Annotated in this window: 27 protein-coding genes; 12 read left to right on the plus strand and 15 right to left on the minus strand. The window is 60.3% G+C overall.

Annotated elements, in window-relative coordinates:
* Positions 1-2: 2 nt before the first annotated feature.
* Positions 3-833 (minus strand): DMT family transporter, encoded by an 831-nt coding sequence (locus E8M77_RS04005; protein WP_137129326.1) that lies wholly within the window; start codon positions 831-833, stop codon positions 3-5.
* A 213-nt stretch (positions 834-1046) separates the two neighbouring features.
* Complete coding sequence (gene leuC / locus E8M77_RS04010; protein ID WP_137129327.1) at positions 1047-2456, minus strand: 3-isopropylmalate dehydratase large subunit; 1410 nt, start codon at positions 2454-2456, stop codon at positions 1047-1049.
* Between leuC and E8M77_RS24015 the strand changes: the two genes are divergently transcribed.
* Positions 2455-2646: a hypothetical protein gene (locus E8M77_RS24015; protein WP_205910455.1), complete on the plus strand. Its 192-nt coding sequence runs from the start codon at positions 2455-2457 to the stop codon at positions 2644-2646. The genes leuC and E8M77_RS24015 overlap by 2 nt on opposite strands.
* 59 nt (positions 2647-2705) lie before the next feature.
* Here the strand turns inward: E8M77_RS24015 and E8M77_RS04020 are convergent, their stop codons facing one another.
* Positions 2706-3518 carry an amino acid ABC transporter permease gene (locus E8M77_RS04020; RefSeq protein WP_137129329.1) on the minus strand — a complete coding sequence of 271 codons (813 nt, stop codon included), beginning with the start codon at positions 3516-3518 and terminating at the stop codon, positions 2706-2708.
* 6 nt (positions 3519-3524) lie between these two features.
* A complete protein-coding gene (locus tag E8M77_RS04025; RefSeq protein ID WP_137129330.1) occupies positions 3525-4331 on the minus strand; it encodes a transporter substrate-binding domain-containing protein in 807 nt (268 codons plus the stop codon).
* A gap of 225 nt (positions 4332-4556) precedes the next feature.
* On the opposite strand from E8M77_RS04025, the gene ppk2 reads away from it, so the two are divergent.
* The 3 genes from ppk2 to blaOXA all read left to right on the plus strand — a co-directional run bounded on the left by ppk2 (position 4557) and on the right by blaOXA (position 7104).
* Positions 4557-5471 carry a polyphosphate kinase 2 gene (gene ppk2 / locus E8M77_RS04030; protein ID WP_137129331.1) on the plus strand — a complete coding sequence of 305 codons (915 nt, stop codon included), beginning with the start codon at positions 4557-4559 and terminating at the stop codon, positions 5469-5471.
* Between the two features lie 249 nt (positions 5472-5720).
* Positions 5721-6230 (plus strand): nuclear transport factor 2 family protein, encoded by a 510-nt coding sequence (locus tag E8M77_RS04035; RefSeq protein ID WP_137129332.1) that lies wholly within the window; start codon positions 5721-5723, stop codon positions 6228-6230.
* A gap of 154 nt (positions 6231-6384) precedes the next feature.
* On the plus strand, positions 6385-7104 hold the full coding sequence (gene blaOXA / locus E8M77_RS04040) for a class D beta-lactamase (RefSeq protein WP_246659116.1): 720 nt from the start codon (positions 6385-6387) through the stop codon (positions 7102-7104).
* Between the two features lie 93 nt (positions 7105-7197).
* On the opposite strand, the gene rplS is transcribed toward blaOXA, so the two are convergent.
* Positions 7198-7755, minus strand: a complete 558-nt coding sequence (gene rplS, locus E8M77_RS04045; RefSeq protein WP_137129333.1) for a 50S ribosomal protein L19 — start codon at positions 7753-7755, stop codon at positions 7198-7200.
* A 280-nt stretch (positions 7756-8035) separates the two neighbouring features.
* Between rplS and E8M77_RS04050 the strand changes: the two genes are divergently transcribed.
* Positions 8036-8782, plus strand: a complete 747-nt coding sequence (locus E8M77_RS04050) for a sulfite exporter TauE/SafE family protein (protein ID WP_137129334.1) — start codon at positions 8036-8038, stop codon at positions 8780-8782.
* Here the strand turns inward: E8M77_RS04050 and trmD are convergent.
* The 5 genes from trmD to ffh form a co-directional block, all read right to left on the minus strand.
* A complete protein-coding gene (gene trmD / locus E8M77_RS04055) occupies positions 8764-9462 on the minus strand; it encodes a tRNA (guanosine(37)-N1)-methyltransferase TrmD (protein WP_137129335.1) in 699 nt (232 codons plus the stop codon). The genes E8M77_RS04050 and trmD overlap by 19 nt on opposite strands.
* A 5-nt stretch (positions 9463-9467) precedes the next feature.
* A complete protein-coding gene (gene rimM, locus E8M77_RS04060) occupies positions 9468-10052 on the minus strand; it encodes a ribosome maturation factor RimM (RefSeq protein ID WP_137129336.1) in 585 nt (194 codons plus the stop codon).
* Between the two features lie 116 nt (positions 10053-10168).
* Positions 10169-10531, minus strand: coding sequence for a 30S ribosomal protein S16 (rpsP, locus tag E8M77_RS04065; RefSeq protein ID WP_137129337.1), 363 nt, complete (start codon positions 10529-10531; stop codon positions 10169-10171).
* 36 nt (positions 10532-10567) lie between these two features.
* Positions 10568-10885, minus strand: a complete 318-nt coding sequence (locus E8M77_RS04070) for a chorismate mutase (RefSeq protein WP_137129338.1) — start codon at positions 10883-10885, stop codon at positions 10568-10570.
* Positions 10886-10896: 11 nt separating this feature from the next.
* Positions 10897-12474 (minus strand): signal recognition particle protein, encoded by a 1578-nt coding sequence (gene ffh / locus E8M77_RS04075; protein ID WP_137129339.1) that lies wholly within the window; start codon positions 12472-12474, stop codon positions 10897-10899.
* 369 nt (positions 12475-12843) lie between these two features.
* Between ffh and E8M77_RS04080 the strand changes: the two genes are divergently transcribed.
* From E8M77_RS04080 to E8M77_RS04110, 7 genes are all read left to right on the plus strand, one after another.
* On the plus strand, positions 12844-13920 hold the full coding sequence (locus E8M77_RS04080; RefSeq protein WP_137129340.1) for an MBL fold metallo-hydrolase: 1077 nt from the start codon (positions 12844-12846) through the stop codon (positions 13918-13920).
* Positions 13921-14034: 114 nt separating this feature from the next.
* Entirely contained in the window at positions 14035-14997 is a 963-nt protein-coding gene (gene speB, locus E8M77_RS04085) for an agmatinase (protein WP_137129341.1), read from the plus strand.
* 89 nt (positions 14998-15086) lie between these two features.
* Positions 15087-15989 (plus strand): diaminopimelate epimerase, encoded by a 903-nt coding sequence (gene dapF / locus E8M77_RS04090; RefSeq protein WP_137129342.1) that lies wholly within the window; start codon positions 15087-15089, stop codon positions 15987-15989.
* The gene (gene mtaB, locus E8M77_RS04095; protein ID WP_137129343.1) at positions 15986-17260 is read left to right on the plus strand and encodes a tRNA (N(6)-L-threonylcarbamoyladenosine(37)-C(2))-methylthiotransferase MtaB; all 1275 of its coding nucleotides are present in this window, start codon (positions 15986-15988) and stop codon (positions 17258-17260) included. The genes dapF and mtaB overlap by 4 nt, the downstream gene beginning before the upstream one ends.
* 15 nt (positions 17261-17275) lie before the next feature.
* Complete coding sequence (ftsY, locus tag E8M77_RS04100; RefSeq protein WP_137129344.1) at positions 17276-18679, plus strand: signal recognition particle-docking protein FtsY; 1404 nt, start codon at positions 17276-17278, stop codon at positions 18677-18679.
* Positions 18680-18735: 56 nt separating this feature from the next.
* Positions 18736-19383 (plus strand): septation protein A, encoded by a 648-nt coding sequence (locus E8M77_RS04105; RefSeq protein WP_137129497.1) that lies wholly within the window; start codon positions 18736-18738, stop codon positions 19381-19383.
* Positions 19380-19967 carry a DUF2585 domain-containing protein gene (locus E8M77_RS04110; protein WP_137129345.1) on the plus strand — a complete coding sequence of 196 codons (588 nt, stop codon included), beginning with the start codon at positions 19380-19382 and terminating at the stop codon, positions 19965-19967. Before E8M77_RS04105 ends, E8M77_RS04110 begins: the two co-directional genes overlap by 4 nt.
* Positions 19968-19974: 7 nt before the next feature.
* Here E8M77_RS04110 and E8M77_RS04115 read toward each other — a convergent pair whose 3' ends face one another.
* The 5 genes from E8M77_RS04115 to E8M77_RS04135 form a co-directional block, all read right to left on the minus strand.
* Positions 19975-20277: a HigA family addiction module antitoxin gene (locus tag E8M77_RS04115; RefSeq protein ID WP_137129346.1), complete on the minus strand. Its 303-nt coding sequence runs from the start codon at positions 20275-20277 to the stop codon at positions 19975-19977.
* Positions 20278-20298: 21 nt separating this feature from the next.
* Positions 20299-20580, minus strand: a complete 282-nt coding sequence (locus E8M77_RS04120) for a type II toxin-antitoxin system RelE/ParE family toxin (protein ID WP_137129347.1) — start codon at positions 20578-20580, stop codon at positions 20299-20301.
* 75 nt (positions 20581-20655) lie between these two features.
* Positions 20656-21255 (minus strand): DsbE family thiol:disulfide interchange protein, encoded by a 600-nt coding sequence (locus E8M77_RS04125; protein WP_137129348.1) that lies wholly within the window; start codon positions 21253-21255, stop codon positions 20656-20658.
* The gene (ccmD, locus tag E8M77_RS04130; protein ID WP_137129349.1) at positions 21252-21428 is read right to left on the minus strand and encodes a heme exporter protein CcmD; all 177 of its coding nucleotides are present in this window, start codon (positions 21426-21428) and stop codon (positions 21252-21254) included. Before ccmD ends, E8M77_RS04125 begins: the two co-directional genes overlap by 4 nt.
* 4 nt (positions 21429-21432) lie before the next feature.
* Entirely contained in the window at positions 21433-22191 is a 759-nt protein-coding gene (locus tag E8M77_RS04135) for a heme ABC transporter permease (RefSeq protein WP_137129350.1), read from the minus strand.
* Positions 22192-22201: the final 10 nt, after the last annotated feature.

Below are 22201 nucleotides of genomic sequence, written 5' to 3' on the forward strand. Positions count from 1 at the left end.
GGTCAGCGGCCAATCAGAATGGCGCCGGCTGCCACTACCAGGCAGGCGAGAATGCGCCGGGGCGTCAGGACCTCTCCAAGAAACAGTCGACCGATCAACATGGCAAACACCACGCTCGTTTCACGGATGGCGGTAATCGGGCCCGCCGGTCCCATGGAATAGGCGATGATGACGACTCCATAGGCGATCAGCACGAAGATGCCGCCGCCCAGTGCCTTCCAGGTCTCAAAGTGCCGGATGTCGATCACCAGCCGGCCGCGCATGACGACATAGGCAAGGATGAGAAGCACGCCATAGGTGAACAGAACCCAGGCTGCATAGGCCTGCGGATCTGCAAAATGCCGGACGCCGGTGGAATCAAGCGTTGCATAGCTGGCGATGATCAGCCCGGTCAGCAGCGCCCAGAGAATGGACGTGGTCGGTGCCCGGCTTTTGCCCAGGGACAGGCTCATGATGCCGATCGCGACCAGCGCCACGCCGAGCATTTGTGTTTCCCCGATCGTCTGGTCGGTCAGCAGAAACCCGCCCAGCGTAACGAGAAGCGGCACCGAACCGCGCACGACGGGATAGACTTGGCTGAGATCCCCCAGCCGATAGGCAAAGACAAGGAAGACGCTATAGGCCACCTGCAGCACGGCTGAGGCCAGCACGAAGGCAAAGCCCGTGGGGGTTGGCCAGGGCAGCCAGAGCATGATGGGCAAGGCGACGATGATGCCGGTGATGCCCATGACCGTGATCGACCAAAGCCGATCGGCACCGGAGCGCAGAAAGGCATTCCAGCTTGCGTGAAGGATGGCAGCCGTCAGCGCCAGGGCAACGACGGTTGGGGTCACGCTATGCCCCGCAAGGGAAGGGCGCCGGCGAAGCCTTGAGATTGCAATTGCATCGGAAAACCCGGTTGAAAACCATAGGGTAATGCGCCGGTTCTGCCCGTCAATCGCGCATTTTTGATGTGTGGATCAGCGCCCGTCATGGTGACGAAAAAAAGCCGCCGGAGGCATGTCCATCCGGCGGCTTGTGTCATGTGGTCTCAGAAGGCCCGAGGCTTACTTCCACTCGCGGATATCGACGAAATGGCCGGCAATCGCCGCTGCGGCTGCCATGGCCGGCGAGACGAGATGCGTGCGGCCCTTGAAGCCCTGACGACCTTCGAAGTTACGGTTCGAGGTGGAGGCGCAGCGCTCGCCTGGCTTCAGGCGGTCGTCGTTCATGGCAAGGCACATGGAGCAGCCCGGCTCACGCCATTCGAAGCCGGCATCGAGGAAGATCGTATGCAGTCCTTCGGCTTCCGCCTGTTCCTTGACGATGCCGGAGCCCGGCACGATCATGGCAGACACGGTGGAGGCGACCTTGCGGCCTTCGATGACCTTTGCGGCGGCGCGCAGGTCTTCGATACGGCCATTGGTGCAGGAACCGATAAAGACGCGATCGACGGGGATGTCGGTGATCTTCGTGCCCGGCTTCAGGCCCATATAGTCCAGGGCACGCCACTTGGAAACGCGCTTGGTTTCTTCGGCAATGTCATCCGGGTTGGGCACAATGCCCTGAACGGAAATCACGTCTTCCGGAGAAGAACCCCAGGAAACGATCGGTGGCAGGGCGGCGGCATCCAGCACCACGACGCGGTCATAATGGGCGCCTTCGTCGGTCTGCAGGGTCTTCCAGTATTCCACGGCCATGTCCCAGGCCTTGCCTTTCGGCGCGCGGGGCTTGTCCTTGATATATTCGAAAGTCTTTTCGTCTGGTGCGATCAGGCCAGCGCGGGCGCCGCCCTCGATCGTCATGTTGCAGACGGTCATGCGGCCTTCCATCGACAGCGCGCGGATCGCTTCGCCCGCAAATTCGATAACGTGGCCGGTGCCGCCGGCCGTGCCGATTTCGCCGATGATGGCGAGAATGATGTCCTTGGCGGTAACGCCCGGCGGCAGCTGGCCGTCGACGCGCACCAGCATGTTCTTCGCCTTCTTCTGCACCAGCGTCTGGGTGGCCAGCACATGCTCGACCTCGGACGTGCCGATACCATGCGCCAAGGCACCGAATGCGCCATGCGTGGACGTGTGGCTGTCACCGCAGACGATCGTCATGCCCGGCAGGGTGAAGCCCTGTTCGGGGCCGACAATGTGGACGATGCCCTGGCGCTTGTCCTTTTCCGAGTAATACTCGACGCCGAAATCCTTGGCGTTCTGAGCCAAGGCCTCAACCTGGATACGGCTTTCCTCGTTCTTGATGCCGATATGGCGGTCCGGCGTCGTCGGTACATTGTGGTCGACAACGGCCAGTGTCTTTTCCGGGGCGCGCACCTGGCGGCCAGCCAGACGCAGGCCTTCAAAGGCCTGCGGGCTCGTCACCTCATGCACGAGATGACGATCGATGTAGAGAAGACAGGTGCCGGTCTCATCGGTCGAAACGACGTGATCGTCCCAGATTTTATCGTAGAGAGTACGAGGTGCGCTCATGGCTGCCATCCATCTGATGTCGAAAGTAAACGGGATTGTCTGGTCGGCAGCAGCGCTGCCGGTTCGTCACGGATCAGGCGCGACGAAGTCGGCTGTTCAGAGCGCCGGAAATGCGCGCGAAAAAGCGTGCCGGCAGACGCTTATGGTCCTGCAGCACGATAAACTGGTTCGCAAGGCATCCGAATTTTGATCCCATGGCCGGTGATTTACCAGCTTTCTGCGCCCCGTTCAATATCGCTGCACATGGCCTTATCCGGTTGCCCGCATCCGTCGCTCAACACGTCGCAGCAGCAGCGACAGGCTGATGGTGAGCAGAAGATAGATATAGGCGAGGATGGAATAGGTCTCGAAGAAGCGGAAGGAGCCGGATGCATAGACCTTGGCCATCTGGGTAATGTCGGAGACACCGAGCACGGAAACCAGCGATGAATCCTTGACCATGGAGACGAAATCATTCGAAAGCGGCGGGAAGATCACCTTCAGCGCCTGCGGCAGCACGACGAGCCGGAAGCGCTGGAAGCGCGACAGGCCGAGCGCCTTGGCGGCCTCGATCTGCCCCTTGTCGATCGACTGGATGCCGGCGCGGAAGATTTCGGCAAGGAAGGAGCTATAACCGATGGTGAGAGCGATGACCGCCCGCCAGAGCAGCGACAGGTCGCGCACCAGGAGCGTATCGAGAAAGCCGTGCTCGACCAGCGGCGCTGCGATGAGATTATAAAGCGCAACCAGAGCCGGCGCGCCGACAAAGGCCACGTAGAACAGCAGCACCAGGATGGGTATGCCGCGAATGACCTCGACATAGAAGCGCGAGGCCTGACGCAGGGCCTTGCTATCGGAAAGACCGGCCAGCGCAATGCCAAGCCCCAGCAGGGTGGCCAGAAGAAAGGCAATGAGCGCCACGCCGATGGTGATGCCGATGCCCTTGGACACGACGAGGAAGACCTGGCCATAGATGTCGCTGAACGCAATCACCACGGCGATTGCCACCGCCATCACGGCGAAGGCTGCCAGCCACCAGGGAAATTCCTCAGCCTTGTCTGCTGCGCGCTGGGCGGGCTGCATGCGCGGTTACTGGCCCATCTTATAATCGATGAACCACTTCTTGTTCAGCGCATCCAGTGTGCCATCCGCCTTCAATGCGGCAATGGCGGCATTGACGGGGGCAACAAGGTCGGAGCCCTTCTTGAAGATGAAGCCGAAGTCTTCCGTGCCGAGCGGCCCGCCGATAAGCTTCAGCGCCCCGCCGGAGGCATCCACATAGCCTTGTCCAGCCGTGCCATCGGTCAGCACCATGTCCACGTCGCCGGCGCGCAGCGCCTGCACGGTTGCGCCGAAAGTTTCGAACAGTTTGATGCGGGCATTCTGCTCATTGCCGTCCAGAACCTCATAGACGGCTGTGTAAAAGGGTGTGGTGCCCGGTTGGGCGGCAATCAGTGCGCTTTCCAAGGCGGCAAAGCTCTTGGCATCGGTAAAGCGGGTCTCGTCGGCACGCACCAGCATGAACTGCTGCGAGCGCATATAGGGATCGGAGAAATCCACCTTGTCCTTGCGCTCTTCCTTGATGGTGATGCCGGTCATGCCGATATCATATTGCCCGTCCGATACGGCCTGGATCATCGCATCCCAGGAGGTGTTCTGGTAACCTAGCTTGGCATTCAGGCGCTTGGCGATTTCGTTCATCGCATCATATTCCCAGCCGATCTGCGTGCCGGACTTCGGATCGACAAACTGCAAGGGCGGATAGGCATTTTCCGTGACGACAGTGATCTGGCGACCTTTCAGATCCGGCAGGCCGGCCGCCTGGGCGGAGGTCGAAACGAGCGGCAGAAGAGCAAGGGCGCAGAGCCCGGCAAGGGTGGTGCGACGGGAAATCATCATCGGCTCCTGATCATGTGACAGGACCGATTGTCATGGAAATGACGCGATTGGCAAGGGGCAGGCTGCTGGTCTGGCCGATTGCGCCGGTTTTCCTTGGGATGTCGCCCGCCCCGGTCTGCGATCCGGGTCTGCCGGGAGATCGACAATCCGCGTTGCATATCTGTCATGAAGCCTTCGTTGAAACATGATTGATCTGTTTTCAGAAGAACGGAGAGATGTGCAGTGTCCGACCCCATCAAAGACCAGCTGAGCCGCATCAAGGATGAGATTGCCGACAGTTTCGACGAAGAGCTGGAAATGCAGCTGGAAGAGGACCGGCTGGATGATCTGGTTGCCGAGGGCATGTCCGGCCTCGACGATCCGTCCATTGATCGTCGGGTCTATTTCCGCGAGCTTTTCCGCCTCCAGCACGAGCTCGTTCGCCTGCAGGACTGGGTTCAGTACAAACAGTTGAAGATGGTGGTGCTGTTCGAAGGCCGTGATTCGGCCGGCAAGGGCGGCGCAATTAAGCGCGTGACCCAGCGTCTCAACCCGCGTGTCTGCCGGGTCGTTGCACTTCCCGCGCCGACCGAGCGGGAGAAAAACCAGTGGTATTTCCAGCGCTACACGCCGCATTTGCCGACAGCCGGCGAGATCGTCCTGTTCGATCGCTCCTGGTATAACAGGGCCGGCGTCGAGCGCGTGATGGGGTTCTGCACCAAGGATGAGTTGGAAGAGTTCTTCCGCTCCGTTCCTGAATTTGAGCGCATGCTGGTGCGGTCCGGCATCATCCTGGTCAAATATTGGTTCTCCATCACCGATGAGGAACAGGAATTTCGCTTCAAGATGCGCATTCATGATCCGTTGAAGCAGTGGAAACTCTCGCCGATGGATCTGGAGAGCCGCGTTCATTGGGAGGAATATACCAAGGCCAAGGAAGAAATGCTGGAGCGCACGCATATCCCTGAAGCGCCATGGTGGGTGGTTCAGGCCGTCGACAAGAAGAAGGCGCGGTTGAACATGATTGCGCATCTTCTGTCGCAACTGGCCTATGAGGATGTACCCAAGCAGCAGATCGATTTGCCAGGCCGTATACGCAATTCGGACTATATCCGCCATCCGGTGCCACCGGAAATGTATGTGCCGGAAGTGTACTGACCCCAATATCGACCGCAGCGACCGTCATTTGCGCTTGCGCGCTTGGCGTTCACCGGATTGTGTTGCAAGGCATCTGCGAATCCAAAAGCCCGGTTTTCCGGGCTTTTCTGCATTTTTGCTTGTAAAAACCTGTTTGCCCTGGCTGCTGGTTCCCTTTCCCATACTATGGGTGGCAAACCTGCCTTCTTTTGCGCCGCTGTTGCAGTGCCTATTCTGTGGCGCAGATCAAACCCACGGCAAGGATTAGTCATGACATCGAATGCCCTGCGCGGAACCCTTTTCGCCGCATCGCTTGCAAGCTTTCTGGCCTTCGGCGCTGCAAGCCATGCCCAGGAAGCAGTTGTTGCAGCGCCCAATGCCGAAGTGCTGTTCACCAGCCCGGACCCCAAGTTGAACGCCAACAAGCAAGTGGTCTACCACATCATCCGCGACCTGCTGGAGGCCAATCACTGGGATAAGGCCGATGAACTGCTGACCGAACGTTACCTGCAGCACAATCCCAATGTGGCTTCCGGGCGCGCCCCGGTCATCGATTTCTTCACCAAGGTGTTGAAGAAGGAAAAGACGCCGCTGCCCGACAAGATCAAATCGCCGGTCGCTTTCGTGACTGCGGAAGGCGATCTGGTCACGGTCGGCTTCGTGCGCACGGAAAAGGATCCGAAGGATTCGTCCAAGACCTACACGACGACCTGGTACGACACCTGGCGCATCGTTGACGGCAAGGCCGACGAGCATTGGGATTCCGCTGTGAAGATGTGAGGGCTAGCCTTCTTGTGGTCATGATGGGGCGGATAATCGTCATTGCCCCATCAATGACAGGAATTTTTCGTTGCGCCAATTTTACTTTATGGGGCTTTTAGTCCTCACTTGCAGCGTTTCTCAGGCTGAGGCCAAGGTACTTTGTACTCTGGTCATGGACGCAAGCAGTAGCAGCGTTCTGCTCGAAGAGGGGCGATGCGGTGATCGCGTCACGCCCGCATCGACATTCAAGTTACCGCTCAGCGTCATGGCCTTTGATGCCGGTTTCCTGAAAGACGAGCATCATCCGGTGCTCGCCTTTAAGCAAGGCTATCCGGATTGGGGAGGCGAGGCGTGGAAGCAGCCGACCGATACGACGCGCTGGCTCAAATATTCGGTTGTCTGGTTCTCGCAGGAGATTGCCAGATCGCTCGGCGCGCAACGGTTGCATGATTATGCCGAGCGTTTCGGCTATGGCAATGCCGATGTATCCGGCGATCCTGGTAAGAACAATGGCCTGGAACGCGCCTGGATTAGCTCTTCGCTGATGATTTCTCCTGTCGAGCAGGTGGCCTTTCTGCGCAAGCTGGTGCGGCGAGAGTTGCCGGTCAGCGCTCATGCTATAGATATGACGATCCGGTCGATGGAGGAAATACCGATTGCAGACGGCTGGGTGGTGCGGGGAAAGACCGGCATGGCCTATCCGCGCCAAGCTGATGGCAGCTTCGATCGGGCGCGACCCTGGGGCTGGTTTGTCGGCTGGGCCCAAAAAGATAAACGAACCTTGGTCTTTGCAAAACTCGTTCAGGACGAGCGCAAACTTGTCGGCTCTGCCAGCCTTCGGGCCCGCGATGCCGTGCTGGAAGATCTGCCGCGGCTTGCCGCAACGCGATAAGGGCGTGGTGCAAGGTTCCCCTTGATACTCTAGCAACAACGAGAAAGGGCGGCCCGCAAGGACCGCCCTTTCAAGTGTGAGGCTATGAAAGCCTTATTCTGCAGAAGCTTCGGCAGCCTTTGCAGCTTCAGCAGCTTCTGCTGCCTTTGCATCGGCTTCAGCCTTGGCGGCAGCTTCAGCGGCTGCCTTTTCGGCGGCCAGTGCCTGTGCTGCTGCAATCTTTTCAGCTTCCAGACGTGCCTTTTCCTCGGCAGCGGCGGTGCGCTCGGCTTCGTTCAGCTTGCGGGTGCGCGTGTTGTTGTTTTCAACGATACGAGCCGACTTGCCGCGACGATCGCGCAGGTAGTAGAGCTTGGCGCGACGGACCTTACCGCGGCGAACGACTTCAACGCTGTCGATCATCGGCGAGTAAACCGGGAATACGCGCTCGACGCCTTCGCCGTAGGAGATCTTGCGAACGGTGAAGCTTTCGTTGATGCTGCCGCCGGAGCGGGCAATGCAAACGCCTTCATAGGCCTGCACGCGGGTACGGTTGCCTTCGCGAACCGTTACGTTGACGCGCAGCGTGTCGCCCGGCGAAAATTCCGGAAGCTTGCGCTTGGCTTCGATCTTGGCAGCCTGTTCGGCTTCCAGCTGCTGGATGATGTTCATCGGTCTAACCTTCTCTTTTTCTCAAACAGCCAGAGCGCTCAACACGGATCCCCAGGACTTGCCGCAGGATCCTGCCACAAGGGCGGGAGCGAATTCACCATTCATTGCTTGGTGGTAGACGGGAGTTGATCCCATTTCCGCGTGGGCCATTACAGCAAAACAGTGCGCTTGTCACCCTGTCGACCGGTGAAATCGCGCGAAAAGATAAGCTCTGCCCTGCCTTGCCGGGCAGCGACCGTGCGGATATCTCACGTCCCGATGCTGTTTGGGAGGTCGCCGCATGAGTCTGGCCATGATAGGGCTGCTGTTTCTGTCCGGGTTTTTATCCGGTGCGGTCAATGCGATTGCCGGCGGTGGCACGTTTTTGACCTTCGGCGCGCTGACCCTTGCCGGCATTGCACCCATCTCTGCCAATGCCACCTCGTCCATTGTGCAGTTTCCGGGCTATGTCACCTCCACGCTCGCCTATCGGCGCGAGATTGTCCGCAACTGGCGCGGTGCGCTGATCCTGTCTGTCGTCTCGGTCATCGGCGGGGCGGCGGGCGCGCTCATCCTTCTGTCGCTCGACAATCCGTCCTTTCGCGCCATCGTGCCATGGCTTCTTGCAGCCGCCACGGCCATGTTTGCTGCTGGCCCCTGGCTGAAGCCGAAACTGTCCGGCGAGCATCCGGTCAACACGCCCGCCAGCATCGTCGCCCAGCTGGTCACCTCCGTCTATGGCGGTTTCTTCGGTGCCGGCATGGGTATCATGATGCTGGCCGTTCTGGGCCTGACGGCCGGCGGCACCTATCATAACCTCAATGCGCTGAAGAACCTTCTCGCCATGGTGATTGCCGCCGTTGCCATCGTCATTTTCGTCGGCGGCGGCGTGGTCGCTTGGCCGCAGGCGCTCATCATGCTGCCGGCCGGTGCGGCTGGCGGCTATACCGGCGTCTGGCTTGCCCGGCGCGTGCCGCAAACGATCATGCGCCTGATCGTGGTTGCGGTCGGAACGGCGCTGACGGTCTATTACTTTGTGACAGGCTGAGCTTTTGGTACAAGAAGATCCGGACGCCGTTCTTTCGTCAGCGCAAGCGCCTGCGCCTGGCGCCACTTTTCGATCGCGGCGTGGTTGCCGGAGGTGAGAACCGGGGGAATGGCACGCCCCTCGAACTCCTGCGGGCGGGTATAGTGCGGGTGCTCCAGAAGCCCGGTCTCGAAACTTTCATGCGTGCCTGAAGCGGCATTGCCCATGACGCCGGGCAGGATGCGAACTACCGCATCCAGAAGCGTCAGGGCTGCCGGTTCGCCGCCGGACAGGATGTAATCGCCGATCGAGACTTCCTCGAGCCCACGGGCTTCGATCACCCGCTGATCGACACCTTCAAACCGACCGCAGACCACGACGACACCGTCACCCAGGCCAAGTTCACGCACGCGTTCCTGGGTCAATGGGCGGCCGCGCGGGCTCATCAGCAGACGGGGGCGCGTATCATCGGCCACCGAATCGATGGCACACGCCAGGACATCCGGCTTCAGCACCATGCCCGCACCACCGCCCGCCGGCGTATCGTCCACCGAGCGATGCTTGTCCTCGGCAAAATCGCGGATCTGCACGGTCTCAAGCGACCATTGCCCGCGCTCCATCGCCTTGCCGGCCAGCGAATGGCCGAGATGGCCGGGAAACATTTCCGGGTAGAGCGTCAATATGGTGGCGCGGAACGTCATGAAGCTCAGTCCTCGCCGCCTGTGCTGCCTTCATCGGACGGGCCTCTGGCGGAGGGATCGGTGTCTTCTGGCGTGTCGATCAGGCCGGCGGCCATGGGGTCAATGACGATGCGGCCGGCTTCCAGATCGATCTCCAGAACCGCTGCTTCCGAAAACGGAATGAGCGTTGGCCGGCGGCCCGGCCCCTTGATTTCCAGAAGATCGCCGGCGCCGAAATCGAAGACGCCGCTCACCGTGCCATAGCTCTTGCCGTCGGTGTCCACGGCAGCCAGCCCTTCCAGGTCGGCATAGTAGAATTCGTCGTCTTCCAGTTCCTCGTCCGGCAGGTTATCGCGGTCGATGAACAGTTCCAGCCCGTTCAGCGCCTCGGCGGCGTTACGGTCGTTGATGCCGCGAAAGCGTACGATCACCACGGTCTTTGCCTCGCGCATGTCGAGGATCTCGAAGACGCGGCCGTCCATGGCGTGCAGGTGGCCGTAGTCGCTCAGCGCCAGCGGATCGGCCGTGAAACTGCGCACCCGCACTTCGCCGCGCAGACCTTGGGCCGCGCCGATGGTTGCCATCAGGATGGGGTTTTCGAGCTTGCCCATGGGTCTCTCCTTGCCGGTGCCTTGCCGTCCCTCTTTAGAAGGACTTCTCCACCTTGGAAACAAAAAGACGGGCGGCATGTCGCCATGCCACCCGTCGAAACGCAGGCTAACGTAAATTATTCTGCAGCGGCAGCAGCAGCGGCATCAGCCTTCTGCTTGCGTTCGGCTGCACGCTCGACAGCGCGCTTGCCCGGCTTTGCCTTTTCCGGGTTGCTGCGGGCAGGGCGCTCGGCCAGGCCTGCTTCTGCCATGAAGCGCAGAACGCGGTCTGTCGGCTGTGCGCCGTTGTCGATCCAATGCTTCAGGCGCTCGGCGTTCAGCTCGATGCGCTTTTCATTGTCCTTGCCCAGCATCGGGTTCCACGAACCGACCTTCTCCAGGAAGCGGCCATCACGCGGTGCGCGGGCATCAGCAATAACGATCTGGTAGTAAGGGCGCTTCTTGGAACCACCACGGGCGAGACGGATTTTCAGGGACATGTGTTTAACTCCTTGGGTCTTTGTGACGGGCCGTCGTCAGACGGTCTTTTTCGGTTCGCCGTGTTCAGCGGCAATGGCTTCATGGTGCCGGATGACTTCCGTGATAACGAAGTTTAAAAACTTCTCGGCGAAATCCGGGTCCAGATGAGCATCCTTGGCAAGTCTGCGCAGGCGTTCGATCTGGTATTCCTCGCGCGCCGGGTCTGCCGGCGGCAAATCATATTGGGCTTTGAGGATGCCCACTTCCTTGGTGCAGCGGAAACGTTCTGCCAGCATATGGACCAAAGCTGCGTCGATATTGTCGATCGACTGCCGATATTGGCCGAGCTGTTCCTTCACCTTCTTGTCGGTCATGGCGCTCCGTCTCACTTCTTCTTCGGAAAACCGGGAAGGCCCGGCATGCCGCCGAGGCCTGGAAGTCTGGGTGCGCCAAGGCCTGGAAGCCCGCCGCCGGGAAGACCCGGCATGGAGCCAGGCTTGATGCCGGCAGCTTCGGCCTGCTTGGCCAGCGCCTCAAGCTGCTTGGGATCGAGCTTGGAAAGATCAGGCATGCCCCCCATGCCTCCCATTCCGCCGCCCATGCCACCAAGCCCCATCTTTCCGGCAAGGCCGCCCATCATCTGCTTCATCATGCCGCCTTTGCCTTTGCCGCCCATGGCTTTCATCATGTCGGCCATCTGGCGGTGCATCTTCAAAAGCTTGTTGATTTCAGCGGCATCGGTGCCGGCGCCGGCTGCGATACGCTTCTTGCGGGAATGCTTGAGAATATCGGGGTTGGCGCGCTCGGCCTTGGTCATCGACTGGATGATGGCGATCTGGCGGGCAAACATCTTGTCGTTCAGGCCAGCAGCGGCCAGCTTGTCTTTCATGCCGCCCATGCCGGGCATCATTCCCATGATACCGCCCATACCGCCCATCGACTGCATCTGGCGCAGCTGGTCGGCAAGGTCGTTCAGGTCGAACTTGCCCTTGGCCATCTTTTCGGCCATGGCGCGCGCCTTGTCGGCGTCGATGTTTTCGGCAGCCTTCTCGACCAGCGAAACAATGTCGCCCATGCCGAGGATACGATCTGCAATGCGGCGCGGATGGAACTCTTCGAGCTCCGACATCTTTTCGCCGACACCGATCAGCTTGATCGGCTTGCCGGTGACGGCTCGCATGGAGAGGGCAGCACCACCGCGTCCATCGCCGTCCATGCGGGTCAGCACCAGGCCGGTAATCCCGACGCGCTCGTCGAAATTGCGCGCCAGGTTGACGGCGTCCTGGCCGGTCAGGCTGTCGGCCACCAGCAGGATTTCATGCGGCTTGGAGCGGGCCTTGATCTCGGCCATCTCGGCCATCAGCGGCTCGTCGATATGCGTGCGGCCGGCAGTGTCGAGAATGACGACATCATGGCCGCCAAGCTTTGCTGCCTGTACGGCGCGGCTGGCAATATCGGTCGGCGACTGGCCGGCAATGATCGGCAGCGTATCCACGCCGGTCTGTACGCCCAGCTGGCGCAGCTGTTCCTGGGCAGCCGGTCGGCGCGTGTCGAGAGACGCCATCAGGACCTTCTTGCGGTCCCGGTCGGTCAGTCGCTTGGCAATCTTGCCGGTCGTCGTGGTCTTGCCCGAGCCCTGAAGGCCGACCATCATGATGACGACAGGAGCCGGTGCATGAAGGTCGATCGAGACGCCTTCGGCGCCCAGCATTTCCACCAGCTCGTCATGAACGATCTTGACGACCATCTGGCCGGGCTTGATGGATTTCAGAACTTCGGCGCCGACGGCCTTTTCGCGCACGCGGTCGGTAAAGGAGCGCACGACTTCCAGCGCCACGTCTGCTTCCAGCAGCGCACGGCGAACCTCGCGCAGGGCGGCGGACACATCCGCTTCGCTCAATGCGCCACGGCCGGTCAGTCCACTCAAGATGGAGCCAAGACGGTCCTGGAGGTTTTCGAACATCGTTTCATCCTTTTGAACGTTGCCGGATTTTCTGATCCGAAACGTCGTGCTTCACCCGCTTGAAAACAAGACGCATAGCCAAAAAGCACCCGAGGGCGCATCGCGCTGTCGGGTGTTTGCCTCCGGGATCTCTTTATACCTTTACGGGTCCCGGTCGGCGGCTAAAGTCATCTCAACTTTCAGCAGATGGCGCGGCATTAGCAGCACGAGGCCCTTTGAGTCAAGACTTTGCGCTGGATGCGTCGCTGCTGTTTGTCGGCAATGACTTTACCTTGACAGATATCAAGCCTGCGTGATCCCTGCATTGCTGCGGCCATATCCAATGGCTGCGTGCTTGTCCGGCGTTTGATCGCTTCCTATAGAAAGTGCATGAAAAGACGACATTTCCTGAAATGGACCGGCATTGGCAGTCTCGCACTTCTGGCGGGAGGCCTTGCCACTGGGAGAGCCATGGCTGCCAACCGCTATTATACGGGACCGGTTTCCGATCATTTCGACGGAACGACATTCTTCAATCCGGGTGGCGAGGTGCAGAAGGGCATAGGCAGCCTGTTGCGCTGGCGCTTCAACGGCAAGAGCATTGCCTGGCCGGACGCCTATCCGAGCCCGTTTGCGCCAGCGGTGCCGGAAAAGCGGGTCACCGGCAACCGTGTCGTCGTCACCATGGTCGGTCATGCTTCCATGCTGATCCAGGTGGCCGGTCTCAATATCCTGACCGATCCCGTCTGGTCGGAGCGTACCAGTCCCGTCTCCTTTGCCGGGCCGAAGCGCGTCAACAGGCCGGGCATCCGGCTGGAAGACCTGCCTGCCATCGATATCGTCATCATCACGCACAATCACTATGACCATCTCGATATCGAGACGCTGAAAAGACTGCAGGAGATGCATCGCCCGCATTTCATCACGCCGCTGGGCAATGATGCCATTTTCGGCCCGGCACTGGATGATCCGCGCATCACGGTGATGGATTGGGGGAGCAGCGATTATGTCGGCAAGAACGTCACCATTCATTGCGAGCCCTGCCATCACTGGTCGGCACGCGGGCTGGGCGATCGGCGCATGGCGCTCTGGGCGGCCTTTGTCATCGAAACGCCGGCCGGCAAGATCTACCATATCGGCGATACGGGCTTTCACCAGGGCATCAACTACAAAGCGGCTGCGGAAAAGCACGGGGCCTTCCGGCTCGCTATCCTGCCTATCGGCGCCTATGAGCCGCGTTGGTTCATGAAGGGGCAGCACCAGAACCCGGAAGAGGCGGTGGCCGGCATGCAGCTTGCCAAGGCTTCCTATGCCCTGGGTCATCATTGGGGCACGGTCAAGCTGACGGATGAAGGCATCGAAGAGCCGCTCGCGGCACTTCGCAATGCGCTGACCGCCGCCAATATCAAACCGGAGCGGTTCCTCCCGTTGCGGCCCGGCGAGGTCTTCGACGTTCCCGACGTTTGATACCGGCATAGCGCCGGGTTTTTCGCGTTGCAGCATTTACAGCTGTCAGTGGCTCTGCTCCATTGGCGGCGGGCGCATCCACGCCCATCGCCAATGCCATTTTGGGAGCCTGCCGTGAGTGCCGAATTTCACCAGCCCGTCGATGCCGCCGAAGTGCCCCGTTTTGCCGGGCATTCCACCTTCATGCGCCTGCCGGCCGTATCCTCGGCGCAAGGTCTGGATATCGCGCTGGTTGGCATTCCCTGGGATGGCGGCACCACGAACAGGGCCGGTGCCCGCCACGGCCCGCGCGAAGTGCGCAACCAGTCGAGCCTGATCCGCCGCGTGCATCATGTCTCGGGCGTCGAGCCCTTTTCCATCGCCAATATCGCCGATGTGGGCGATGTGTCGGTCAATCCTATCGATCTGATGGATGGGCTGAAGCGGATCGAAGACGGCATTACCGCCATTCTCGCCGCCGGTGCCATGCCGCTTGCCGTGGGTGGTGATCACCTGACGACGCTGCCGGTGCTGCGCGCCGTGGCGAAAGACCGCCCGGTTGGCCTTATCCATTTCGATGCGCATACCGATACCAATGACAGCTATTTCGGCGGCAACAAATACACGCATGGCACGCCATTTCGCCGCGCCATCGAGGAAGGCCTGCTGGACCCGAAGCGCATGGTGCAGATCGGCATTCGCGGCTCGATCTACGATACGACCGATCATGACTGGGCGAAAAGCCAGGGTATCCGCATCATCTATATGGAAGAATTTGTTGAGCGCGGTGCGGTGGACGTGATGGCAGAAGCGCGCGCCATTGCAGGGTCTGGGCCAACCTATGTTACCTTTGATATCGACAGCATCGATCCCTCCATGGCGCCGGGCACCGGCACGCCGGAAATCGGTGGCTTTTCCACCCGCGAGGCGCAGCAACTGGTGCGCCTGCTGGCTGGTGTGGATATCGTGGGCGCCGATGTGGTGGAGGTGGCACCTCCGTTTGATCTGGCTGGCATGACTGCCCTTGCTGGCGCCAATATCATGTTTGAACTGCTCTGCGTCATGGCGCCCTGTGTGGAGCGCCGCAGGGGAAAATAGCTGTTCGGTCGCGCCACTGGAAATTCAGCCGGATTTCGGCCATATAGGCTGTAAATCGCGGGCGCGCCCGCACTACAGGTGATTTTTTCATGGCGCAGATGGTCGAATTCGCAAAGATGAACGGGCTTGGCAACAAGATCCTGGTTATCGATATGCGTGGCCGCAGCGACCGCGTCACGCCGCAGGCGGCCATTGCACTGGCCGCCGATCCGGCGACCGTGTTTGACCAGATCATGGCCATCCATGATGCCAAGCTTGCCGGAACCGATGCCTATATCGACATTTTGAATTGCGATGGCACGAAGGCGCAGGCCTGCGGCAATGGCACCCGCTGCGTGGTGCAGGCGCTGGCTGCTGAAACGGGCCGCAAGGCCTTCACCTTCCAGACCGTGGCCGGCATTTTGAATGCGCAGGAGCATCAGGACGGCACGATTTCCGTCGATATGGGCAATCCGGTCTTTGCCTGGGACAAGATCCCGCTCTCGGAAGAATTCTACGATACCAGCCGCATCGAGTTGCAGATCGGCCCGATCGATGCGCCGGTTCTGCATTCGCCCGCCGCCATGTCTATGGGCAATCCGCATGCGGTGTTCTGGGTCGATCGCGATCCGATGACATTCGACCTCGAACGCTTCGGGCCGCTTCTCGAAAACCACCCGATGTTTCCGGAAAAGGCCAATATCACGCTGGCGCAGGTAATTTCACCGATTGAGATGGTAACGCGGACCTGGGAGCGCGGCGCCGGCCTGACGCTTGCCTGTGGATCGGCCGCCTGTGCCGCTGGCGTTTCGGGTGCCCGCACCGGCCGCACCGAACGCAAGGTCGATATCATCGTGGCGTCCAGCCCCCAGCGTGGCAGGCTTTCCATCGAATGGCGCGAGGATGACCATGTCCTGATGTCCGGCCCTGCCGAATGGGAATGGTCCGGCCGGGTTGATCCGCTGACGGGTGGTTTCGAGCGTGACGCCATGCCCGAGGCCGGCGTTTCGTGAGCGGCGTCGAGGTCATTACCTTCGGCTGTCGACTGAACACCTACGAATCCGAAGTCATGCGTGCCGAGGCCGAGAAAGCGGGGCTCAACAATGCCGTGCTGGTCAATACCTGTGCCGTGACGGGAGAGGCCGTGCGCCAGGCGCGCCAGGCGATCCGTAGGGTGCGGCGGGACAATCCGCATGCCCGCATCATCGTCACCGGTTGCGCGGCCCAGACCGAAGCACAGACCTTCAGCGCAATGCCGGAAGTCGATGCGGTGCTCGGCAATGAGGAGAAACTGACAAGCGCCTCCTACCGCGCCCTGCCGGATTTCGGCGTTTCGGCGGAAGAAAAGCTGCGCGTCAACGATATCATGAGCGTGAAGGCCACTGCGCCGCAGATGGTGAAGCACATCGATGGCCATGTGCGCGCCTTCATCCAGGTGCAGAACGGCTGCGATCATCGCTGTACCTTCTGCATCATCCCTTATGGTCGCGGCAATTCGCGCTCGGTGCCCATGGGTGCCGTCGTTGATCAGGCTCGAAAATTGGTGGATGGCGGTTACTGCGAAATCGTGTTGACCGGCGTGGATGCCACCAGCTATGGCGCCGACCTGCCGGGCACGCCAACGCTTGGGCTTCTGGCCAAGACGCTTCTGAAACAGGTGCCGGACATTGCGCGCCTGCGGCTCTCTTCCATCGACAGTATTGAAGCCGACAGAGATTTACTGGATCTTCTGGCCGATGAGCCCCGTTTCATGCCACATCTGCATCTATCGCTGCAGCATGGCGATGACATGATCCTGAAGCGCATGAAGCGGCGCCACACGAGTGCGGATGCGCTCGCCTTCGTCAGCCAGGTTCGCCGACTTCGGCCCGAGGTTAGCTTCGGCGCCGACATGATCGCCGGTTTCCCGACGGAAACTGAAGAGATGTTTGCCAATGCCATGCGGCATGCCGAACAGTGCGACCTCTCTTTCCTGCACGTGTTTCCCTATAGTCCGCGTCCGGGAACGCCGGCGGCGCGTATGCCGCAACTTGACCGGGCGCTGGTCAAGGAACGGGCGTCACGCCTTCGCGTTGCGGGAGAGGCGTTGCAGCATGCCCATCTGGAGAGAATGATCGGTACGCGCCAGCGCATCCTTGTGGAGATGAGTGGTTTCGCCCATACGGAGAACTTCTCGGTCGTTGCCGCTCCGGGTCTTGCCCCGCGCGATCTGGTCGATGTGGAGATTACCGGCCACACCGGCAAACATCTGAACATGCAGCTTGCCGCCGCCTGCGCGGCGTGAGGAAACGGATTTTTCATGGCGCTCGGCTTCATCAAAAAGGTTTTTACCTTCGGCAAGGACAAGGTGGCCGAGGAAAAGCCAGCTTCTGTCCTGACGCCTGAAGATCTGCCCGTGTCACCGATCGATCCGGTGGCCGAGGTGGAGATGGAAACTGCCGGCGGCCCGGCGGGTGATGCCGGGACACCCCCCTCTGTCCTGCCGGACATCTCCCCCTCAAGGGGGGAGATCGATCCGCGGCAAGACAACCATTCCATCATGGACGTTGCGAAGGTTGATCTGCTGGAAGAGAGAAAACTTTCGTCTTTCGATAGTGTTGAGCAAAGCGGCAACTCCGAATCGATCTCCCCCCTTGAGGGGGAGATGTCCGGCAGGACAGAGGGGGGTGCCAGTTACGCCAACCCTCCTGAGCCTGCTGACACCACACCTGCCGAAATCACCCTGCCCAAGGGCTTTGCCACCTGCGTGGAAGAAGCGCCGGTCGAAATCGTCGCGCAACCCAAGCTCACCTGGTTCCAGCGGCTGAAAGAAGGCCTGTCGCGCACCTCCTCGCAGCTGACGGGCCAGATCACCGCGCTGTTTACCAAGCGCAAGCTGGACGAAGCGACGCTGGAAGAGCTGGAAGACCTGCTGATCCAGGCCGATCTTGGCGTCGAGACCGCCATGCGCATTGCCGATACGCTGTCATCGGAACGCTATGGCAAGGATGTGAGCGGCGAGGATGTATCGCGCATCATGGCCGGCGAGATCACCAAGGTGCTGAAGCCGGTGGCCAAGCCCTTGGCGCTCGATCTCAATCACAAGCCGCATGTCATTCTCGTGGTTGGCGTCAATGGCACCGGCAAGACGACGACCATCGGCAAGCTGGCGGCCAAGCTCTCGGGTTCCGGGCTCAAGGTCATGCTGGCAGCCGGCGATACGTTTCGCGCTGCTGCCATCGAACAGTTGAAGATCTGGGCTGATCGCACGCAATCCGAATTTATCGGCACCAAGCTTGGCGCCGATGCGGCGGGCCTTGCCTATGACGCCTTCGAGCAGGCGCGCCAGAAGAAATGCGACGTTCTGATCATCGATACGGCCGGCCGGTTGCAGAACAAGGCCGAACTGATGGCGGAGCTGGAAAAGATCGTGCGGGTTCTGGGCAAGCTTGATCCGGATGCGCCGCATACAGTGCTGCAGACACTGGATGCCACGACCGGTCAGAACGCCTTGAACCAGGTGGAAATCTTCCGCAATGTGGCGGGCGTCAGCGGTCTGATCATGACCAAGCTCGATGGCACGGCGCGCGGCGGCATTCTCGTCGCCATCGCCGCCAAGCACAAGTTGCCGGTCTATTTCATCGGCGTTGGCGAAGGGATTGATGATCTCGAACCCTTCGAAGCAGAAGATTTCGCCTCTGCCATCGCCGGCGTGACGCATTGATGCCACAGAAGCCGGGTTTGCATCCGAAAACCCCAGACAAGATGAAGATGAACCCGATGCAGAGCTTTGAAAGCGATACGACCCCGACACGCCAGGAAAAGCAGAATCCGGGCCTGAAACTGGCGCTGGAGATCGGGCCTCTGCTCGTCTTCTTCTTTGCCAACCTGCGCGGCGAATGGCTGATTGGGAAGTTCCCCGCCCTCTCGGCGCTGGGCGGGCCCTTGCTGGTGGCCACGGGCCTGTTCATGGCCGCAACCGTCATTTCGCTCGTGGTCTCGAAGATCGTCTTCAAGCATCTGCCGGTCATGCCTTTCGTGTCCGGCATCGTGGTCATGGTGTTCGGCGGCCTGTCCATCTGGCTTCAGGACGAGATCTTCATCAAGATGAAGCCGACCATCGTCAACACGCTGTTTGGCGTGACACTTCTCGTCGGGCTGATGTTCGGCAAATCGCTCCTGGGCTATGTGTTCAACGCCGCCTTCCAGCTGACGGACGAGGGTTGGAAGAAGCTCACGCTGCGCTGGGGCATCTTCTTTCTGTTCCTCGCCATCCTCAATGAAGTCGTCTGGCGCAATTTCTCTGATGCCACCTGGGTCAATTTCAAGGTCTGGGGCACGATGCCGATCACGATTGCCTTTACGCTTGCCCAGATGCCGCTGATCATGAAGCATTCGCTGGAGCCGCGCCCCGAGGACGGCAAGTGAGCCTTGCGGCGCAGACAGGCGCCCAGCGGTCGCAGCATTACTGGTTTTTCGTCGCGCTTGCCATTCTGGCCGCGCAGGTGCTGGCCGAGTATGGCATGGGGCGGCTATGGATCTGCGCCTGCGGCTCTGTGAAACTGTTTGAGCCAGGCGTGAACACGGCGGGCAATTCGCAGCACCTGTCGGACTGGTACACGCCGTCGCATATCATCCACGGCTTCCTGTTCTATTGGCTGGCGACGGGTGTGCTGCGCAAGGCATCCTTTGGCAAGAGACTGGCGCTCGCAACCCTCATCGAGGCGGCTTGGGAGCTTCTGGAAAACTCGCCGATCATCATCGACCGCTACCGCAACGCCACCATGGCCGTGGGCTATGAGGGCGACAGCATCCTCAATTCGGCGATGGATACGCTGTTCATGGGGCTTGGCTTCCTGTTTGCCGCCCGTGCGCCGATCTGGCTGACGGTTACTCTGGCGATCCTCTTCGAACTGGCAACCGGATATATCATCCGCGACAACCTGACCCTGAATGTGCTGATGCTGGTCTGGCCGGTCGATGCGATCAAGGTCTGGCAGGGCGGGCTCTGAGGCGCGCTCAGGCCGCCTGTTCCAGTTCCGGGATCTGCGCGAGTTCTTCGGCCAGTGCGTCCCGCTGTTTCTTCAGGTCATAGGCGGCCTGAAGATTGAGCCACAGTTCGGGTGATGTCTTGAAGAACTTCGCCAGCCGTAGGGCCGTATCGGCGCTGATGCCGATCTTTTCGCCCACGATCCTCTCGATGCGCGTGCGCGGTACGCGCAATGTCTTGGCCAGCGCGTAAGGGCTCATCTCAAGCGGCTCGAGATAGAGATCCCGCAGGATTTCACCGGGATGGATGGGAGGCGCTTTGCTGATCGACATGGTCCGTCTCCAGGCGTGATTTCAATGGTAATCGACGATCTCGACACTGTCTGCATCGCCATTCTGCCAGATGAAGCATATCCTCCATTGGGCATTGATCCGTATCGAGTACTGGCCCTCCCGGTTGCCGGCCAGTTTTTCAAGCCTGTTGCCAGGAGGAGACCGCAGGTCATCCAGAGACTTGGCCGCATCCAGCACAGTGAGCAATTGCTGGGCGCGCCGAATGAGTTCTGGCGGGAAACCCTTCTTCAAGGTGCCTGCATCGATTGCAGCGGTTTGCTTGTCCCGGAAGGATTTTATCATGCGACGCCACCATGATTGGTATCATGCACTGATACGTTAAAAATGGCAAGTTGGTATCTCTACGTGATACGTAAATTACACCTGCGGCTTGCCAGAGGCTTTCTCGATGGCCGGAAGCAGGTCCTGCATCACGCTGCGCTCGTCGAAAGGGCCGACCTTCTTGTAGAGGATCGTACCGTCTGGACCGACGAGATAGCTTTCGGGAATGCCGTAGACGCCCCAGTCGATCGCCGCCTTGCCATTCGGATCCACGCCGATCGCGTCATAGGGATTGCCGAGTTCGCCAAGAAACCGCAGGGCGTTGTCATTGCGGTCCTTGTAGTTGATGCCGACAATCGTCAGGCGCTGATCTTTCGCCAGTTCCTTCAGAAACGGATGCTCCTGCCGGCAGGGCACGCACCAGGAAGCAAACACGTTGACGAGGGTCAGTTTGCCCTGAATGGCACCGGCGGTCAGTGCTGGCCTATTCGATCCTTCGAGCGCTGGAAGCGTGAGGCTCGGAGCCTGCTTGCCGATCAGCGCAGAGGGAATGGCCGAGACATCAAGACCGTTGACATCCTGATCATAGAGCATCTTGCCGGCGATAGCGGCAAAGCCCACGAAGACGGCAAGCGGAATGGCTGCCAGCGCATAGCGCATGATCCCGCGGCGCGGGCTTTCAATTTCTTCACTCATGCCTTGCGCGTCTCCTGCCCGGTGCTCGCCGAGCGGCGGCGAATGCCGGAGGCTTCCAGTTCGGCCAGTTCGCGGCGGCGGCTGCGTCCGTCGAGAAACACCCAGGCAATCAGCATGAGACAGACAAGCGCCGTCACGCCATAGGAGGTGAAAATGTAAAAGGCATGGCTCATCGTGTCAGTCTCCACGTCCGGCAAGGCGTGCGGCCATGCGGCGCTGCGTGGCAATGCGTCTGCGCCAGATTTCGTTGCGGATCGCGGCAATATGCAGCGTGAAGAACAGCATGGTGAAGGCAAGCGCCATCACCAGCAGCGGGCGCAGGAACTCGCCGTCAATGGTCGGGCCATCCATGCGCATCACGCTTGCCGGCTGGTGCAGCGTATTCCACCAGTCGACGGAAAACTTGATGATCGGAATATTGACGAAGCCGACAAGGATGAGAACTGCGCTGACGCGCGCCGCGCGCGAGGGATCATCCATGGCGCGGTTGAGCGCAATCAGCCCGAGATACATCAGAAACAGGATGAAAACGGAGGTGAGTCGCGCATCCCAGACCCACCATGTGCCCCACATGGGCTTGCCCCACAGCGAGCCTGTCACCAGCGCCACCAGCGTGAAGGCGGCGCCCAGCGGGGCTGCTGCCTTGTGGCTGACATCGGCCAGCGGATGGCGCCAGACCAATGTGCCGATCGCCGACAGGGCCATGACCGAATAACACATCATCGACAACCAGGCGGCGGGCACATGAATATACATGATGCGCACCGTATCGCCCTGCTGGTAATCACCCTCGGTGGTGAAGGACATGGTGAGACCGATGGCAAACAGCAGGGCTGTCACGCCGGCCATATAGGGCAGTATACGCTGCGCCAGCGCCAGGAACCGAGTCGGGTTGGCAAGATCGCTGAACTTGGTGATGGCAAGGCTTTCGGTCATGGCGTCCTTC

It is taken from the genome of Rhizobium sp. FY34 (assembly GCF_005222845.1).
In the GTDB taxonomy this organism is placed as follows: Bacteria; Pseudomonadota; Alphaproteobacteria; order Rhizobiales; family Rhizobiaceae; genus Neorhizobium.

Excerpts from the sequence above, each read along its gene's own strand:
- dapF (WP_137129342.1), top strand. The coding sequence starts at position 15,087 with ATGGCGCAGATGGTCGAATTCGCAAAGATGAACGGGCTTGGCAACAAG.
- E8M77_RS04070 (WP_137129338.1), bottom strand. The coding sequence starts at position 10,885 with ATGACCGACAAGAAGGTGAAGGAACAGCTCGGCCAATATCGGCAGTCG.
- trmD (WP_137129335.1), bottom strand. The coding sequence starts at position 9,462 with ATGACGTTCCGCGCCACCATATTGACGCTCTACCCGGAAATGTTTCCC.
- E8M77_RS04125 (WP_137129348.1), bottom strand. The coding sequence starts at position 21,255 with ATGAGTGAAGAAATTGAAAGCCCGCGCCGCGGGATCATGCGCTATGCG.
- rimM (WP_137129336.1), bottom strand. The coding sequence starts at position 10,052 with ATGGGCAAGCTCGAAAACCCCATCCTGATGGCAACCATCGGCGCGGCC.
- E8M77_RS04135 (WP_137129350.1), bottom strand. The coding sequence starts at position 22,191 with ATGACCGAAAGCCTTGCCATCACCAAGTTCAGCGATCTTGCCAACCCG.
- E8M77_RS04115 (WP_137129346.1), bottom strand. The coding sequence starts at position 20,277 with ATGTCGATCAGCAAAGCGCCTCCCATCCATCCCGGTGAAATCCTGCGG.
- E8M77_RS04120 (WP_137129347.1), bottom strand. The coding sequence starts at position 20,580 with ATGATAAAATCCTTCCGGGACAAGCAAACCGCTGCAATCGATGCAGGC.
- E8M77_RS04025 (WP_137129330.1), bottom strand. The coding sequence starts at position 4,331 with ATGATTTCCCGTCGCACCACCCTTGCCGGGCTCTGCGCCCTTGCTCTT.
- ftsY (WP_137129344.1), top strand. The coding sequence starts at position 17,276 with ATGGCGCTCGGCTTCATCAAAAAGGTTTTTACCTTCGGCAAGGACAAG.
- rpsP (WP_137129337.1), bottom strand. The coding sequence starts at position 10,531 with ATGTCCCTGAAAATCCGTCTCGCCCGTGGTGGTTCCAAGAAGCGCCCT.
- E8M77_RS04020 (WP_137129329.1), bottom strand. The coding sequence starts at position 3,518 with ATGCAGCCCGCCCAGCGCGCAGCAGACAAGGCTGAGGAATTTCCCTGG.
- E8M77_RS04050 (WP_137129334.1), top strand. The coding sequence starts at position 8,036 with ATGAGTCTGGCCATGATAGGGCTGCTGTTTCTGTCCGGGTTTTTATCC.
- ccmD (WP_137129349.1), bottom strand. The coding sequence starts at position 21,428 with ATGAGCCATGCCTTTTACATTTTCACCTCCTATGGCGTGACGGCGCTT.
- rplS (WP_137129333.1), bottom strand. The coding sequence starts at position 7,755 with ATGAACATCATCCAGCAGCTGGAAGCCGAACAGGCTGCCAAGATCGAA.
- E8M77_RS04080 (WP_137129340.1), top strand. The coding sequence starts at position 12,844 with ATGAAAAGACGACATTTCCTGAAATGGACCGGCATTGGCAGTCTCGCA.
- E8M77_RS04035 (WP_137129332.1), top strand. The coding sequence starts at position 5,721 with ATGACATCGAATGCCCTGCGCGGAACCCTTTTCGCCGCATCGCTTGCA.
- ffh (WP_137129339.1), bottom strand. The coding sequence starts at position 12,474 with ATGTTCGAAAACCTCCAGGACCGTCTTGGCTCCATCTTGAGTGGACTG.
- E8M77_RS24015 (WP_205910455.1), top strand. The coding sequence starts at position 2,455 with ATGGCTGCCATCCATCTGATGTCGAAAGTAAACGGGATTGTCTGGTCG.
- E8M77_RS04105 (WP_137129497.1), top strand. The coding sequence starts at position 18,736 with ATGCAGAGCTTTGAAAGCGATACGACCCCGACACGCCAGGAAAAGCAG.
- blaOXA (WP_246659116.1), top strand. The coding sequence starts at position 6,385 with ATGGACGCAAGCAGTAGCAGCGTTCTGCTCGAAGAGGGGCGATGCGGT.
- leuC (WP_137129327.1), bottom strand. The coding sequence starts at position 2,456 with ATGAGCGCACCTCGTACTCTCTACGATAAAATCTGGGACGATCACGTC.